Below are 15,456 nucleotides of genomic sequence, written 5' to 3'. Positions count from 1 at the left end.
ATTGAATAAGAAAAGGGGGAGGTGTGAGTGTGTCCATTATAAACAAATTCATGCACGAGCACAAGCGCTGGCTGCAGGGGGGGCTGCTGCTCCTGCTGGCTGTGCCTGTGATATCATACGGATTCCTGGTTTTCCTGAGCTACCGTGCCGCTGACATCTTCAACTATGTGGCGGAGCATCGTCAGCTTTTCCCGGGCACGGTGACGGTGGAAAGCCTTTCTGCCACGCCTCTGGGAGATGTGAGCTTTGAGAACCTCAGCTGGACGAGCCCGGAGGGGGTGCTGCTGGCAGATATCCCCGTGGGAGAGTTCCATATCAAGCCCTGGGATGTACTTTTGCGGCATGTGGGCACTCGCAGCGTCACTTACGTCAGGACGGAAGGGGCCTATCTTCATCTGATTTTCGATGAAAATATGGAACTGACAGGCTTTCGTCCCCAGGGGGAGCCCAAGGCTGGAAAGAAGAAAAGGGAGCCGGGGCTTTCCATAGTGGGCATGGGGAGCGAGCGTCCCTTCAAGTGCCAGATCGAATTCAAGGGGGGCACCATCGAGATGGAGGCACCCGGCAATAAGAAGACTTCTCCCCGCCGTCACTTCGTCATTGGCCATGCTGACCTGACGGGGAAAATCAACACCAGAGGAAAGACAAATCTGAACCTTACTGGCGGCCAGTTCTCCGGCACGGTGGAGGCAGGGGCTTTTTACCTTACTGGCAATCTTGACTTTGCCCAGGAGGTGCCAACCTATGATTTCTTTTTGAAGCTTGCGGACTGCAACCCCGAGTCCCTGGATGTGGGCATGAAGCTGAAGGATTTTGCCTCTGTGGAGGGAAGGCTGCTGGGTCATTTGCCCCAGCCGGTCTTTGACGGCACCATCAGCTTCGATGAACTGAACCTGCCTGCGCTGAAATTCACTGAAGTGACGGGGGCTTGCCATTATGAAGCGGGCCGCTTCACCGCTCACGATGTGGGGGCAAAGATATTTGGCGGCACAGTGAAGGCTCAGGGCTACTTTGACCTGGAGGAAAAGGCCTGGGGGCTTGAGCTGCAGGGGGAGGGGCTCAAAGGCGGCGCCGCCGTCCGCAACTCAGCTCTCAGGTGCCGGGTGGCCCTGAACCTCAGGATGGAGGAAAACAAACTGCGGCAGACCAAGAGCGTCAGAGGAGATTTCCTTTCCGGGGCAGGCAGCTACCATCTGGTGCCCTTCAACAGTCTGGCAGGGAAGTTTGAGCAGGAAGGCAGGAGCAAGAAAATCACCTTCCGGGATGTGGTCATCAGTCTGGCTACCGGTGATGTGACCACGGATGCCTTTACCATAGAGAAAGGCAAGCTGACTTTGGGGCCCATCTACCTTCGAGAGGGAGATGAAAGTTTAAGGATTAGGTAATCTGGCAATGTCATAAAGAATGGCAAGAGGCCTTCCTTTTGGGAAGGCTTTTTTCTTGCTATAAACTTGCAAATGATAATTATTTGCATTATAATAGCAATGGGGTTAAAAGAGAATAAATTTCAATTAGCTTGCTTTCAGGTGGTGATGATTTGGGCAAAGAAGGGTTTGAGCACATCATGGGCTTTCACGCGGCGCCTCTTCTGACGGGGCTGCGTCCTGCCTGCCTGCTCTCTTTCCAAAAGAGCAGGTTTGAGGATTTTGAGGGATTGCTGGCTTCTTATCTGCCTTGTTTCCAATGCAAGGGCATTTCGGTCTTCCGGCTTTCTGAAGGGTCCGAGTTCGTGCTGCTGCTTTTTTACCGGGCGGCGCTATTGGAAAAAGTCATGCGGCAGCGGGCAGCTCAGGAGATCTTGCTGGAAATGGGCTATCGGGAAGGGGAGAGCCTGGCGGATATGCTGGAGTATCTTCGCTCCCGCATGCAGGTGAGAAAATCCTTTCCCCATGAGGTGGGACTTTTCCTGGGGTATCCCCCGGCTGATGTGAGAGGATTCATTGAGCATCGGGGGCAGGGCTTTGCCTGTGCCGGGTATTGGAAGGTTTACAGCAATGAGAAGCGGGCAAGGGAGCTTTTCAGGCTGTATTCCGAGTGCAGTCATGCCTTCTGCACCAGTTTGGAGAGGGGAGAACCTTTCCCTGAACTGGTGCAGGCAGTTTAGATTATATGGAGGTTATCTTATGAGCAAAATCGCAGTTGTTTACTGGTCCGGTACGGGCAACACAGAGCAGATGGCCAGAGCTGTCAAGGAAGGCGCCCAAAAGGCCGGCGCGGAGGCCAGCCTTTTCGAGGTGGAGCAGTTCGGCGTGGGGGAGATGGATTCTTTTGACGGCTTCGCCTTCGGCTGCCCTGCCATGGGGGATGAAGTATTGGAAGAAGGTTCCTTCGAGCCCTTCTTCGCTGAGGCGGAAGGGAAGCTCTCCGGCATTCCCGTGGCTCTCTTCGGTTCCTACGGCTGGGGCGGCGGTGCCTGGATGGAGTCCTGGGCCGAGCGCACCAAAAATGATGGGGCCAAGCTCATAGGTGAAGGGCTGGCCATAGAGAACGGGCCGACAGATGAAGGCCTGGCCCAGTGCGAGAAACTGGGGGCTGATTTGGTGGCCGCTGTTTGATTTTAAATGCACAAAAAATTCCTCGTTGAGTTGGTTCTCAACGAGGAATTTTTTACGTTAAAATCATATGGTGGAGACAAAGTGCTATGAAACACACCACGGCAGTGCCGAAGGTGAAGTATTCTACGCAGCGCACAGGGTAGGCGTAGTGCAGGGGGATGTCCAGGACTCTTGGCATATTACTGGCCAGCAGGGACACGGCAATGGAAACGTAGAGCATGATGGTGGTGACGGTAAGGTGGCCGATGCCCCCCAGGGCTCTGACGAGCAGGATGATGGCAAAGGCTATGAAAAAGTAGGCTATCTTATCTCCGTGTTTCTGCATGGTGTTCACTTCCTTTTGCATGATGTTTGTTTTGATTTTTGACTATTTCGCCATAGTTATAGGAAAATCCTTCCCATAAGAGGTATAATATCAAAATGGAATGAAAATACGGGAAGGTTGTGAGAGGTTGAGCTGGTCAGGCTGTTTTGGAAAGCTCCTGCTGTTGTTGGTCATGCTGCTGGTTTGTGCAGGTTGTGGCAGGGCGCCCATGGTACAGAAAAGCGAAATTGTCATGGATACGGTGGCCCAGCTCACGGCTGAGGGGACGGAGGCTGAGGCGGCGGTGCAGGAGAGCTTTGTCCGGTTGCAGGAGCTGGAGGGGATTCTCAGCAATTATGAAGAGGGCAGCGATGCGGCCCGGCTGCGGGATTCTGCTGGCAGCGGGGCGTGGGTGAAGGTGAGCCCGGAGATGTATCATTTATTGGAAATATCCCAAAGGTATTCGCAGCTGACAGATGGTGCCTGGGATATCACTGCGGCACCCCTTGTAAAGCTCTGGGGCATTGGCACGGACAAGGCCAGGGTGCCTGAGCCTTCCGAAATCGAACAGGCGCGCGGGAAGGTGGACTGGCACAAGCTGGAGCTTGATGGCAGGGACAGCGCCCGCCTGCTGGTGCCGGGCATGGAGCTTGATATGGGGGGCATTGCCAAGGGCTATGCTCTGGACGAGGTGCGGAAGATTTATGCGAAGCATGGTATAGAGAAAGGGCTTATCAACCTTGGCACAAGTTCCATCTATGGACTGGGAATGAATAAAGAGGGGCAGCCCTGGCGCATCGGCCTCAGGCACCCCCGCAGGGATGACCCCAAAGAATATTTGAAAGTGGAGGAGCTGTCTGATGAGGCCCTGTCCACCTCCGGGGATTACGAGCGCTATTTTGAAGAGGACGGCGTGCGCTATCACCATATCATAGACCCACGCACGGGCTATCCTGCCTGGTGCGGCAGGGAGGTGCCGGCAGGGGAACGGCCTGTGAGCATAGCGGTTATTATTGAGGGCAGGGATGAGGACTGCGGCGTGAAGTCGGATCTGCTGACTACCGCCTTGTTTGTGCTGGGAAAGGAGAAGGGGGCAGAGCTTTTAGAGTCGCTGCAGGCCGAAGGCGTGCGGGGCGAAATCGTGACAGAGGAGAATCTTTAGCTTTCCCTGAGGGGAAGGCTTTTTTTATGGTTCCCCTCGCTCAGCATGACTGATTTTAACAACTATTAAAAATTTTCTTTGAGCAAAAGGTTTTTTTCTCCCTAGCGCGAATAGTAAAGAAAACACTCTTTATACAAATGTGCTTCTATACTATATAGAGAGGGAGGGTATTATCTATGCGACTTAGGGAGAAATTCATTATCCTCACGGCTTTGTCCGGTCTTTTGGTAGCCATTGTCTCTGTTGTAGGCTACTGGAACGCCAGCACGAACCTGGAGGAAAGTGTGGAATCGGAATTGGCAGCTAATGTGGCGGCTCAGGTGAACCAGCTGGAAGGCTGGCTGTCTACTAAAGGCCAGGTGGCCACTGATGCAGCTAATCTGATGACGGCCGCCAAGGGAAATACGGCTATCATCGAATCAAGGGATTCCCTGGCACTGGCAGATGGGGACAAGGACATTCTGGAGTTGGGCATCGGCACGGAGACGGGGTTCTTCCAGGGCCGTCAGGCAGGCAATAAGACCGGGGAAATCGACCCCCGCACCCGCGGCTGGTACAAGCTGGGTCATGAAAAGGGCAAGCTGGCCTTTACTGAGGCTTATGTAGACAAGTTCACCAGCAAGCTGGTGACCTCTGCTGTCTGCCCCTTCCAGGTGAACGGCCAGTTTGGCGGCTCCATCTTCGTAGATATCCTGCTGGAGACTTTGGATACCCAGGTGAAGGATATCAACTATCGGGGCACGGGATATGCCACTATCATGGAACCCTCCGGCGTGATACTTGCCACCACGGGTTCGGCTGAAAAGATGAGCAATTACAAGGACCTGCCTGGCATAGGCGCGCACCTTGATGAGATGGTGAAAACCAAGAATGGTTACTTTGAAGCCGAGAATGTTGGCAATATGGGCGACCTTATCGTAGCTTATGCCACACTGGGAAATTCCGGCTGGATAGTGGCGCTGGAGGTGCCTTATGATGCTGTCATGGGCAACCTGGGCCGCATGAAGATTACCTACGCCATCCTTACTATCTTCGGCATACTTCTCATGGGCTTTATGTGTCGCAAGCTTTCCAATGAGATTACCATACCTGTGGCAGCCCTGGAGCACAATGCTGAGGAATTGGCCAAGGGCAATCTCCGGGTTGATGATATCCCGGTGACTTCTTCTGACGAAATCGGCACCCTCACCAATGCTTTCAATACCATGGGACACAATCTCCGTGACCTGATCAAGCATATGTCCCGCACCTCCGAGCAGGTGGCAGCTTCCTCAGAGGAGCTCACCGCCAGCGCCCATCAGTCAGCCGAGGCTTCTGTCCATGTGGCTGAGACCGTGGGCGAGGTGTCTGCGGGCATGAGCCAGCAGCTTAGCGACATCGACGGTGCCAAGCAGAATGTGGACATGGTGTTCCATGACATCACGGAAATGGCAGGCAAGGCCAGGACGGTGGCCGAGGCTTCCGTGCAGACCGCAGCTGCTGCCAAGACCGGTGCGGATATGATGGAAGGCGCCATCAAGAAGATGGGCACCATCGAGCAGGGGGTCATGGAAAGCGCCGAAGTGGTTAAGAAGCTGGGGGAGAACTCCCAGCAGATCGGCCAGATTGTGGAGGCTATTTCCTCCATCGCCGAGCAGACCAACCTGCTGTCCCTGAACGCCGCCATCGAGGCAGCCCGTGCCGGCGAGCATGGCCGTGGTTTCGCAGTTGTAGCTGAAGAGGTAAGGAAGCTGGCCGCTGAGTCTCAGACCTCCGCTGAGCAGATCAAGGAGCGCATCGCTTCCATCCAGACGGACACCGCCAAGGCCGTAGAGTCCATGCAGCGTGGTTCTGACGGAGTCAAGGAAGGCACCAAGGCCATCCGTGAGGTAGGCGCCCAGTTCTCCGATATCATGAGCATGGTGGAGAGCATCAACAGCCAGATGTCAGAAATCAACAATTCTGTGAAAGTTGTTTCTGACGGAGCGAATAACATTGTCAGTGCAGTTGATTCCATTGACAGTGTCAGCCGCAAGACGGCTGATAATACCCAGACAATATCTTCTGCAACCCAGGAGCAGTCTGCTTCCAATGAAGAGATTGCCGCCGCATCTCAGGCCCTGGCCAAGCTTGCAGGGGATATGCAGGAAGCTGTGGGCAAGTTCCAGGTGTGACGTAGGGGGAATTTCTTATGGGCTTCTTAAACAACATCAAGGTGGCGCAGAAGCTGGCACTGATAGGAGTGCTGGCTTTCATCGCCACGGTTATAGTGGGCATCTTGGGCTACGTATATCTGAAAGAAGGCCAGGAAGATCTGGAGAATCTTTACAGAGACAATACCATGAGCCTCTATCAGTTGGGAGAAGTGCGCTACAACGTCCGGTTCTCACAGATTCAGTGCTCGTTGCAGCCCTATACTATTCAGCCTGATCAGCGCAAGGACCGTATTGAGAAGTTCAACAAGGCTACTGCAGCTGCAGAGGCAGCCATGGCAGAGTATGAGAAACTCAATGCCACCCATCCCCGCCGGGCCGCCCTGGCAGCGGATGCGCGCAAGATTTTTGACCAGTATGTAGTAAACAGCAAGAAGCTGCTGGAAATGAACGCCTTTGCCGAGGGCGGGGATAACCGTGCCCCCATGAACTATTATCAGGAAAATGTCATGCCTTTGGCTGTGAAGATTTCCGATGACTTGGCACAGGCCCAGCAAATAGATCATGAGCGGGCTGAGGAAGCCCTGCTGAAGGGTGAGGATGACATGGCTTCGGCCATCCGCAACATGACCATTTGCTGTTTCCTCATCATTGTGGTGCTGACCTTCGCCGTGGTCATGGTCACCAGAAATATCATGGGGCCCCTGGGGCTGGTGGTGGCTGTCTGCGACAAGCTCTCCAGAGGTGACTTCCGCACCGGCGGTAAGATCGGCACCGATGGCCGCACTGACGAATTCGGCCACATGGAGCAGTGTGTGAAGTCCATGCGCATCACCGTCAACGACCTCATCAAAAAGGTGCTGCACACCACTGAGCAGCTGGCGGCTTCCTCACAGGAGCTCACTGCCAGCGCTCATCAGGCGGCGGAAGCCACGGAAATGGTGGCTCAGTCCGTCACCAACTCCGCCGGGGCAGTGCTGGAGCAGCAGCAGGATGTGGAGGACGCCATGGTCTCCATCGACCATGCCATGACTTCCATCAACAGGCTCAATGATACCGCCAAGGACGTGAACAACAATGTAGTGGAAGCCAACAAGCAGGCTCAGGCGGGCAGCGCCGCCATCGGCAGCGCCGTTTCCAAGATCGTCAGCGTAGAGGAGATCGTGAACAGCTCCACCGCTACCGTGGACAAGCTGGGGCAGCGCTCCCAGGAAATTGGCCAGATCGTGGAGACCATCTCCGGTATTTCCGACCAGACCAATCTGCTGGCTCTGAACGCCGCCATCGAGGCAGCCAGAGCAGGCGAGCATGGCCGTGGCTTTGCCGTGGTAGCTGATGAAGTGCGCAAGCTGGCTGAGGAATCCCAGGTAGCCGCCAAGCGCATCGCCGACCTTATCGGCGGCATCCAGAAGGATACCAGCTCTGCCGTGAGCTCCATGCAGCAGGGCAACGTGGCTGTCAAGGAAGGTACCCAGTCTGTAGGACAGCTGCAGGAATCCTTCGACAAGATCAAGGCATCGTCTGACATGGTAGCCCAGAAGGCCGACGCCATGGGCAAGGACCTGCAGGTCGTGTCCAGCGATACGGACAACATCCGCGCCCGCTCTGCCAAGATTTCCGAAAACAGCCGCAAGGTGGCTGCGGAAATGGAAAGCGTCTCGGCAGCCGCCGAGGAGCAGTCCGCTTCCGCCAGCGAAATCGCCACCGCCTCCGAGGCCCTGGCCCAGCTGGCCCACGGCCTGCAGACGGCAGTGGGAGCATTCAAGGTTTGATTGCCGACAAGTCAATATATGCACGCAAAAGGACGGCCCAAATTGGGCCGTCCTTTTAATTATCCAATGCCAGGGAAACCTTCGTCTCCTCAAAGGTCTTCATATTGTTCAGCGCGCTCAGGGACGCTTCCAGGATGTGCAGGGAGAGGCACCCCGTCAGTCCTCCGGGGGCCTTGATGCCCAGCTGCATGAGCCTTGGCTCAGGGTGCAGGACGTAGGGGCGGATGTCCGGGCAGAGCTGTTCGGTGTACCTGGCGATGATGTCTGTGGCGGGATCGCCGATGAACACCAGGCTGCTGTTGTGGGCGGCGGCCAGGATTGCTCCCATCAGGGCGGCAATGGTGCCGTGGTAGTCTGGGGGCGTGTGCTGCAGGAATTCGTCGGCGGCGTAGGCCAGCTTGCCGTTGCCTGTGAGGAGAGTTTCTGCAAAGGTCTCTGCGGCAGTGCCCAGAGGCTTCCCTTCAAGTTCTCCCATAGTCAGCACCAGGAGGGGCAGGTCGAAGGAGATTTCCTCGGCTTTTTCCCGGCCGAAGTTGAAATAGGCAGTGAGGGGCAGGCCTTCCATGAGTCTTGCCACTACCAGGTCAGACTCGAAGCTGCTGGCGAAGGTGTCGCTTAGGAAGGACTGGGCCTCGGAGAGGGGGCCGGGGGAAATCAGCAGAACCGAGGAGGGCGGGTCATAAGGGGGCAGCGGCTCCCTGACCGCACCGGCAAACTCGGCGGCCAGATCCTCAAGGCTCCCCAGGCTGTATCTGGGCTTAGCCAGGGTGTCCAGCCTGGCTTTGGCGGCCTCGAAGGTTTCCTTGTCCAGGTCCGGCATGGTCTTCAGGTAGAAGTCGAAGGTCTTGTCCGTCACTTCCGGGGCATCGCTGTCCATAAAGGAGATGTGCAACCCGCCTGCCCCCAGGGCAGTCTCATCTATGGGCAGTCCCGTCTCCTCGTCGCTGCCGCCGTCGTAATCCTCATCATCGAAATCCTCATTGACGGCTTCGCCCTGGGAGTTTATGGCCTCCTGATGTTCCTGGGCCCGCTTCAGCAGCAGCAGGGCAGTGCCCAGGAAGCGCAGCAGGATGGAGGAACCGCAGGCCTCCGACAGGTTCAGCCCCAAGGTCAGATAGGGCTTTAAGCCTAATTTTTCAAAAGCATGGCGATGGGATTTCTCCCCCCCCAGGTGGCTGGGGAGCAGGCAGGCGACTACGCGGGGGCAGATGCTCTGGGCCACCAGTGCGGCGGCGGCGGTGTTGGCCCCGTCCAAAATGGTGACCATTCTGAGGGCGGCTCCCCCCAGCATCAGGCCTGCCATGGCGCCGAATTCAAAGCCGCCTACCTTGGCCAGCACATCTATGGCCTTTGCTCCCCGGGGGGAGGCCTTTTCGCTGTTCCTGCCGATGAAGCCGTTGACCGTCAGAGCCGTCCTCACTGCCTGCTGTTTCCGTGCAAGGCGCTCCTCGGAAATGCGGGAGCCCCGGCCTGTGGCTTCCTCAGGTGTCAGGCCACAGAAGACGGCGGCCAGGCAGGCCTGGGCGGTGGTGTTGCTGATGCCCATTTCCCCGGGCAGGAGCACATTCTTTCCCTTGGCGTGGGCCAGCTGGGCCATTTTGATGCCATAAGCTACGGCCAGCATTGCCTGCTCCCTGCTCATGGCAGGGCCTTCGGTGAAGTTCTTGGTGCCACTATCCAGACGGCAGTCGATGATTCCCGGTAGCACAGGCTCTTCCGGCAGGTTCATGCCCATGTCTACAACGTAGAGCTTTGACCCTGCGTAGTCGGAAAAGGCATTGGCAGCGCCGCCCTTGGGCAGCAGGTAGTTCTGGGCCATCTGATAGGTGGTTTCGGGAGGATAGGCGCTGACCCCCTGCCGGGCAATGCCGTGGTCGGCGCAGAAGATGAAGGTGGCGGGCTTCAGTTCCTCAGCCTCGTCTTTGCCACGGGCGGTGAGGTATTCCAACAGCAGCTGCGGCAGGCGTCCCAAGGAGGGGAGCTCTCCCTCCAGTGACTTGTCCAGCTTATCTATGGCCTGCATGGCAGGTTCCATATCCTGAGAGAGAATTTTATCCAGGGTTTCCTGCAAGAGGGCTTCTGCCTCTGCATAGGTGAGCCCTGCTGATATTTCCTGCATGATGTCACTCATTTGCCAGCTCCTCCGGCGGCTTTCTTCCTGTATTCTTCAACCTGCTTCAGGGAAAGGCCGATGCGGCCCCGTTCCTCGTCTACCTTGATGATAACCGTGTCGATATTGTCGCCTACGGACAGCACGTCCAGAGGGTGCTTCACCCGGCGATGGCTCAGCTCGGAGATATGTATGAGACCTGCTTCGTGGAGGCCGATGTCCACAAAGGCGCCGAAGTCAGTGATATTGCGCACAGTGCCTCGCATGATGGTGCCCACCTTCAGGTCAGACAGCTTCACGATGGCCTGGCGGGTGAGAGGGGCAGGCAAATCTTCGCGTGGGTCACGCCCCGGGCGGGTCAGGGCTGCGAGAATGTCCTTGACGGTGGGCTCGCCTGCCTCGAATTTGGCAGCCAGCTTCTTCACGTCAGCCAGTTTGGCTTTGGCGGCAAGGAATTCCAGCTGTTCCTTTTTCAGGAGGTCGGCAGGAGAGAAGCCCAACTCACCCAGGATTTTCTCTGCCAGCTCATAGGACTCCGGATGGACGCTGGTGCTGTCCAGGGGATTCTTGGCGGCCTTGGGTGAAAGGCGCAGGAAGCCTGCACACTGGGTGAAAGCGGCAGGTCCCAGGCGGGGCACCTTCAGCAGCTGGCGGCGGGCGGTGAAACTGCCGTTCGCGTCCCTATAGGCTACGATATTCTTGGCCACGGCGGCAGAAATGCCTGCGATATGGGAAAGAAGGGCCGGGGAGGCGGTGTTCAGGTCTACGCCCACATGGTTCACTGCGTCCTCCACGGTGGCGTCCAAAGTGCCCTGCAGCTGCTTCTGGTTCACGTCATGCTGGTACTGGCCCACGCCGATGGCCTGGGGATCGATCTTCACCAATTCCGCCAGGGGGTCCTGCACCCGGCGGGCAATGGAGGCGGCACCGCGCACCTCCACCCCGTATTCCGGCAGCTCCTGGGCTGCCAGCTTGGAAGCGGAGTAAACGGAGGCCCCGGCCTCGTTGGTGATCAGGTAATTGACGTCAGTGAGCTTGTTGTCCGCAATCAATTTGGCGGCAAACTGCTCAGTTTCATAGCTGGCTGTGCCGTTGCCGATGGAAATGAGGTCTACGCCGTATTTCTTGATCCAGCCTAGAACCGTCTGGGCTGCCTTGGCTTTGGCGCCCTCGCTCTGGGTCACCTGGATGATGCCGTGGTCGAGAATCCTGCCGGTCTTGTCCACCACGGCGCACTTGCAGCCGTTGCGGAAGCCAGGGTCAAGGCCCAGCACTGTATGGCCGGCAAGGGGGGCCTGCAGGAGCAGCTGCTTCAGATTCACCCCGAAGAGCTTGATGGCCTGTGCTTCGGCCTCCTCGGTGAGGGCGGTGCGGATTTCTCTTTCTAAAGCGGGCAACAGCAAACGCTTGTAGCCGTCCTCGATGGCCTCATGGAGAGCTTCGTCAAAGGGAGAAGTGCGGCCCTTCTTCATGACCCGGCGTTCAATGCGGCGCACATTGGCTTCGTGGTCGGTGATGAGGGAAACTTTCAGGCAGTCCTTCTTCTCCCCCCGGTTGATGGCCAGCACGCGATGGGAGGGGAGAGTCCTTACAGGCTCGGAGAACTCGGCGTACATCTGGAAGGTCTTGGCTTCCTCAGGGTCGCCTTTGGGATTCGTCTCAGTGGCCAGCAGGGCGCTTTTCCAGAGGTGGTCGCGCATTTCCTGGCGCAGGGCGGCCTCCTCCATGACCTGCTCGGCCACGATGTCTTTGGCCCCTGCCAGTGCTTCCTCGGCGGTGGCGACTTCTTTTTCCTCGTCAATGAAGGCAGCTGCAGCCTCCAGTGCGGTGCCCTGCACGCCTTCCTGCTTCAGCATCATTTCTGCCAGGGGCGCCAGCCCCTTTTCCCTGGCCACCATGGCCCGGGTGCGCTTCTTTTGCTTATAGGGCAGGTACAGGTCCTCCAGTTCCTGCAGCTTGGCGGCCTTCTCGATGGCAGTCTTCAGCTCTGGGGTGAGCTTGCCCAGTTCCTCAATCTTGGTGAGGATTTCTTCCTGCCGCTTCACGAAGTTTCGCAGATAGGTCAGCCGTTCGGACAGCAGGCGCAGCTGCTCATCGTCAAGCCCTCCTGTGGCCTCCTTGCGGTAGCGGGCGATGAAGGGCACAGTATTGCCCTCATCCAGCAGGGTCATGGTATCTTCAATCTGCTTCGGGGTGACGGAAAGCTCCTTCGCCAGCACCGAGGGGATATCTTTTTCTAACATAATCTATACCAACTTTCTGTAGGTGGTTGTGAAAATACAAAGCATATTCTATATTTTACGTCATACTCTAACGCTTTGCCAGCTGAAAATGGAAGAAGTGGATTTTTGCATCATCTTCCAGGAGTGAGTTTTGGGAAAATACGGTACGGGCAGCGAAAGACAGGCTGGAGAATATTTTATTTCTTTATATAAATGGGGCCGATTGAAGCAGATTCTTCCTTGTGATAAAATAAAAAGGATTTTAAACAAGGATAAGGCAGAGGAAGGGAAGCAATGGAGAAGGTTCTGGCGGATGCACTGGCGGCTCTGGCGGGCAGGAAGGTCTATATTTATGGTGCCCAGCCCATAGCCTATGGGGCGAATCTGGCTCTGCGGTCGTTGGGGGTCAAGCCCGAGGCTTATGTGGTGACCAGCAGGCGGGGCAATCCTGATGCACTGGACGGTGTGGCCGTGAGGACCATCGATGAGGTGCCACGGGACAAGGAGGCAGCATTCCTGCTGTCTGTGCCGGAGTATCTGCACCCGGAGATCAAGGCGGAGCTGGCCGTACGGGAGTTCCAGCAGGTCGTGCCCATGGATTCGCAATTGGAATTTGCCCTGATGAAAAGTTATTACCGCACACGGGGCCTGAAATTTGCCGAAGACTATGCCCCGGCGGGCAAGGCAGAGCCGCTGGAGGTGGAAATCTATGTGGCCCGCTCAGGCGTGGACAAGGCGCTGAGCAATGCCTTCCCCCTGCAGCCCCCTTTTTTCGATGTGCAGGCAGGGGCCGCGCTGGATCGTGTGGCTTTGGATAGTGCCTTTCGTGATGATGAGGGGGAGAATATCTCCGCCATGAACCGTGACTATGCGGAACTTACTGTCACTTATTGGGGCTGGAAGAACCGCAGGGCCGGAATCAAGGGGCTGGCCCACTATCGCCGCTACCTGGTGCTGGGGCAGGAGGATTACAGCCTGCTTGCCTCCGGAACGGTGGATGCCATCCTGCCCACGCCCTACATTGGTTGGCCCGATGCCTCTGCCCAGTACGGCAGGTACAATCATCCCCTGGCCCTTGCGGCTATGGAGCAGGCTCTGAGGGAGTTTTCGCCGGAGGAAGCCGGACGCGCTATGGCAAAGCTGAGGGGGCCCTGGGTCTATAACTACAATATGGTAGTGGCCAGAGAGGCGGTCTTTGATGACTACGCTGCCTGGCTTTTCCCCCGCATGGAGCGGGCCGGAGAGATCTTTGGAGCGGGAGAAGGACCGGGAATGGGACTGGACCGGCCTGTGGGGCATATCGGAGAGCTCCTGACCTCCCTTTATTTCATGCTCCACGATGATTTGAAGATTATGCACGCCAGGAAGGTCTGGCTTACCTGAGGGAAAGGATATTGGGTAATATGGCAGCTAATGAGAAGGTAAAAGTTTTGATATTTGCAGGCGGAGCGGGCCGTCGCATGAATGCCCGCTCCCTGCCCAAGCAATTCCTGCAGGTCTATGGCAAGCCGGTCATCATACATACGCTGGAGCATTTTGAGTATCATGACATGATAGATGAGATTGTCATTGTCTGCCTCAAGAACTGGATCAGTGAGCTCAAGGGCATGCTGAACCGCTTCGGCATCCGCAAGGTCACCATCATCGTGCCCGGCGGCAAGACTGGCCACAAATCCATCTGGGAAGGCCTGAAGGCCATGCGCAGCAGCACCGATGACCAGGATATCGTGCTGATTCATGACGGGGTCAGACCGCTCATCACCGATGAGTTGATTGAAGCCAATATCAATGCAGTGCGTAAGTATGGCAATGCCATCACCTGTGAGGCAGCCCGGGAAAGCGTGGTCATGAGCACTAACGGTGTGGATATCCAGCAGGTGCCGAACCGGGATTTCATGTATGTGGCCAAGGCCCCCCAGTCCTTCCGCTTTGGTGAAGTGTATGGTGCCTACGAGCAGGCGGAGCAGGCGGGATATCAGACCATAGATTCTTCTCACCTGTACGGAATCCAGAAACGGCATATGCATCTCTTGCACAGCACCAGGAATAACATGAAAATAACGGAACCGGCTGACTTCTACATCTACAAGGCTCTCTACGAGGCCATGGAAGCCCAGCAGATATATGGTTTTTAAGCACGAAAAAAGCGGCCTTTTGGGGCCGCCTTTTTCATGCTCATTCGTCTATTTTGGCAAACTTTATTTTTGGCATGTGCTCTATCAGATTCATCTCATGGGCCATGGTATAGAAGGTGCTGAGCCCCTGCAGATAATCTTCCGTCAGGTCCCAGCGCACCGCAGGTCCCAGGTAGTCTGCCAGCTGGTCGTAGGTGAAGGGCTTGTCCTCAAGGGCCGAGCGGATGATGGTCTCCCGGTAGGAAAGACCGCCGGCAGGCCGCGCAGGTCCCGGCAGGGCGTTGCGGATGAAACTCAGGAATGCCCCGTGGACGCGCTCCTGGATGAGCTTTACGCCCTCGGGATTCTTATTGGCAAACTCCCGGCGCACTGCCCAGAGGGCAAAGACCATCTTCTGTCCCGTGAGGTTCTTCCACTCCTGGCCGATGTCGTAGAGGTAGAGGCCTGCAGGTGGGTGATGGTAAAGCCAGAGGGCGTCGTCCCCGATAAAGAGGGAGGCGGTGGCATCTGCCGGTATGGGCTCCTCCGGAGTGATGTTGCGGGTGTAGTAGTTGGGGATGGCCCCGTAGGCTCCCCTGAGGATGATCTTAAGCAGGCAGTGGGAGGTGGCGGATTTCGCCGTAAGTATAACCTTGTCTTTGCCCAAAGCTTCTATGGGTTTCCGCGAAAGCAGGACAATGCTCTGCACCGGCCCGTCAGAAGCTACGCAGACCTTGGGCAGGACCAGGAGTTCTTCTGCGTGGCGGGCATAGGCGATGGAAGAAATCTCTGCCACATCAAGACGCCCGCTGATGAGGTCGCTGTTCAGCACCGAAGGCACGCCCCGGATGATTTCCAGTCCTTCATCACCGCCATTGGCGAAGCTATAAGACAGCGGCAAGGTGTTGAGAAAATTTATATGCCCTACGCGAGGAGCAGAAGTATTCATAAAAAGGAAAACCTCCCACCATGTCGACCAAAGATAACGGATTCCGGGCCATTGAGGCCCCGCTTATTCTATTATAAACTTAATTTTATGGAAAATACAGGAAAAGCGTTGCTCTTATTGACTTTTCTACATCTTC

12 protein-coding genes are annotated in these 15,456 nt (G+C 56.5%); 8 read left to right on the top strand and 4 right to left on the bottom strand.

Annotation, left to right across the window (positions count from 1 at the left end; translation table 11 throughout):
- Positions 1 to 29 precede the first annotated feature (29 nt).
- The 3 genes from P159_RS0118020 to P159_RS0118010 all read left to right on the top strand — a co-directional run bounded on the left by P159_RS0118020 (position 30) and on the right by P159_RS0118010 (position 2,555).
- Positions 30 to 1,385 (top strand): hypothetical protein, encoded by a 1,356-nt coding sequence (locus P159_RS0118020; protein WP_051650458.1) that lies wholly within the window; start codon positions 30 to 32, stop codon positions 1,383 to 1,385.
- A gap of 179 nt (positions 1,386 to 1,564) precedes the next feature.
- Complete coding sequence (locus P159_RS0118015; protein ID WP_029546333.1) at positions 1,565 to 2,104, top strand: DUF3793 family protein; 540 nt, start codon at positions 1,565 to 1,567, stop codon at positions 2,102 to 2,104.
- 19 nt (positions 2,105 to 2,123) lie between these two features.
- Positions 2,124 to 2,555, top strand: a complete 432-nt coding sequence (locus tag P159_RS0118010; protein ID WP_029546331.1) for a flavodoxin — start codon at positions 2,124 to 2,126, stop codon at positions 2,553 to 2,555.
- Between the two features lie 52 nt (positions 2,556 to 2,607).
- Here P159_RS0118010 and P159_RS0118005 read toward each other — a convergent pair whose 3' ends face one another.
- The gene (locus P159_RS0118005; protein ID WP_029546329.1) at positions 2,608 to 2,880 is read right to left on the bottom strand and encodes a hypothetical protein; all 273 of its coding nucleotides are present in this window, start codon (positions 2,878 to 2,880) and stop codon (positions 2,608 to 2,610) included.
- A gap of 208 nt (positions 2,881 to 3,088) precedes the next feature.
- Here P159_RS0118005 and P159_RS0118000 point away from each other — a divergent pair, with 208 nt between their 5' ends.
- From P159_RS0118000 to P159_RS0117990, 3 genes are all read left to right on the top strand, one after another.
- A complete protein-coding gene (locus P159_RS0118000) occupies positions 3,089 to 4,021 on the top strand; it encodes an FAD:protein FMN transferase (protein WP_051650457.1) in 933 nt (310 codons plus the stop codon).
- 176 nt (positions 4,022 to 4,197) lie between these two features.
- On the top strand, positions 4,198 to 6,174 hold the full coding sequence (locus P159_RS0117995) for a methyl-accepting chemotaxis protein (protein ID WP_029546325.1): 1,977 nt from the start codon (positions 4,198 to 4,200) through the stop codon (positions 6,172 to 6,174).
- 17 nt (positions 6,175 to 6,191) lie between these two features.
- Positions 6,192 to 7,925, top strand: coding sequence for a methyl-accepting chemotaxis protein (locus P159_RS0117990; protein WP_029546324.1), 1,734 nt, complete (start codon positions 6,192 to 6,194; stop codon positions 7,923 to 7,925).
- A gap of 55 nt (positions 7,926 to 7,980) precedes the next feature.
- Here P159_RS0117990 and P159_RS18905 read toward each other — a convergent pair whose 3' ends face one another.
- Together P159_RS18905 and P159_RS0117980 are read right to left on the bottom strand one after the other, a co-directional pair.
- Positions 7,981 to 10,056: a nicotinate-nucleotide--dimethylbenzimidazole phosphoribosyltransferase gene (locus tag P159_RS18905; protein ID WP_051650456.1), complete on the bottom strand. Its 2,076-nt coding sequence runs from the start codon at positions 10,054 to 10,056 to the stop codon at positions 7,981 to 7,983.
- Positions 10,053 to 12,278 (bottom strand): Tex family protein, encoded by a 2,226-nt coding sequence (locus P159_RS0117980; RefSeq protein WP_029546320.1) that lies wholly within the window; start codon positions 12,276 to 12,278, stop codon positions 10,053 to 10,055. Before P159_RS0117980 ends, P159_RS18905 begins: the two co-directional genes overlap by 4 nt.
- Positions 12,279 to 12,551: 273 nt before the next feature.
- On the opposite strand from P159_RS0117980, the gene P159_RS0117975 reads away from it, so the two are divergent.
- On the top strand, positions 12,552 to 13,640 hold the full coding sequence (locus tag P159_RS0117975) for a DUF4422 domain-containing protein (protein WP_029546315.1): 1,089 nt from the start codon (positions 12,552 to 12,554) through the stop codon (positions 13,638 to 13,640).
- A 20-nt stretch (positions 13,641 to 13,660) separates the two neighbouring features.
- Positions 13,661 to 14,392 (top strand): IspD/TarI family cytidylyltransferase, encoded by a 732-nt coding sequence (locus tag P159_RS0117970; RefSeq protein WP_029546314.1) that lies wholly within the window; start codon positions 13,661 to 13,663, stop codon positions 14,390 to 14,392.
- Positions 14,393 to 14,432: 40 nt separating this feature from the next.
- Here P159_RS0117970 and P159_RS0117965 read toward each other — a convergent pair whose 3' ends face one another.
- Positions 14,433 to 15,320, bottom strand: coding sequence for a menaquinone biosynthesis protein (locus P159_RS0117965; protein ID WP_029546313.1), 888 nt, complete (start codon positions 15,318 to 15,320; stop codon positions 14,433 to 14,435).
- Positions 15,321 to 15,456 lie beyond the last annotated feature (136 nt).

It is taken from the genome of Selenomonas sp. AB3002, from assembly GCF_000702545.1.
GTDB classification, from domain to species: Bacteria; Bacillota; Negativicutes; order Selenomonadales; family Selenomonadaceae; genus Selenomonas_B; species Selenomonas_B ruminantium_A.
This window is presented reverse-complemented; position numbering and strand designations above follow the sequence as displayed.

Coding starts and splice junctions, on each gene's coding strand:
- P159_RS0118015 (WP_029546333.1), top strand. CDS start 1,565: ATGGGCTTTCACGCGGCGCCTCTTCTGACGGGGCTGCGTCCTGCCTGC.
- P159_RS0118010 (WP_029546331.1), top strand. CDS start 2,124: ATGAGCAAAATCGCAGTTGTTTACTGGTCCGGTACGGGCAACACAGAG.
- P159_RS0118005 (WP_029546329.1), bottom strand. CDS start 2,880: ATGCAGAAACACGGAGATAAGATAGCCTACTTTTTCATAGCCTTTGCC.
- P159_RS0118000 (WP_051650457.1), top strand. CDS start 3,089: ATGGTACAGAAAAGCGAAATTGTCATGGATACGGTGGCCCAGCTCACG.
- P159_RS0117995 (WP_029546325.1), top strand. CDS start 4,198: ATGCGACTTAGGGAGAAATTCATTATCCTCACGGCTTTGTCCGGTCTT.
- P159_RS0117990 (WP_029546324.1), top strand. CDS start 6,192: ATGGGCTTCTTAAACAACATCAAGGTGGCGCAGAAGCTGGCACTGATA.
- P159_RS18905 (WP_051650456.1), bottom strand. CDS start 10,056: ATGAGTGACATCATGCAGGAAATATCAGCAGGGCTCACCTATGCAGAG.
- P159_RS0117980 (WP_029546320.1), bottom strand. CDS start 12,278: ATGTTAGAAAAAGATATCCCCTCGGTGCTGGCGAAGGAGCTTTCCGTC.
- P159_RS0117975 (WP_029546315.1), top strand. CDS start 12,552: ATGGAGAAGGTTCTGGCGGATGCACTGGCGGCTCTGGCGGGCAGGAAG.
- P159_RS0117970 (WP_029546314.1), top strand. CDS start 13,661: ATGGCAGCTAATGAGAAGGTAAAAGTTTTGATATTTGCAGGCGGAGCG.
- P159_RS0117965 (WP_029546313.1), bottom strand. CDS start 15,320: ATGAATACTTCTGCTCCTCGCGTAGGGCATATAAATTTTCTCAACACC.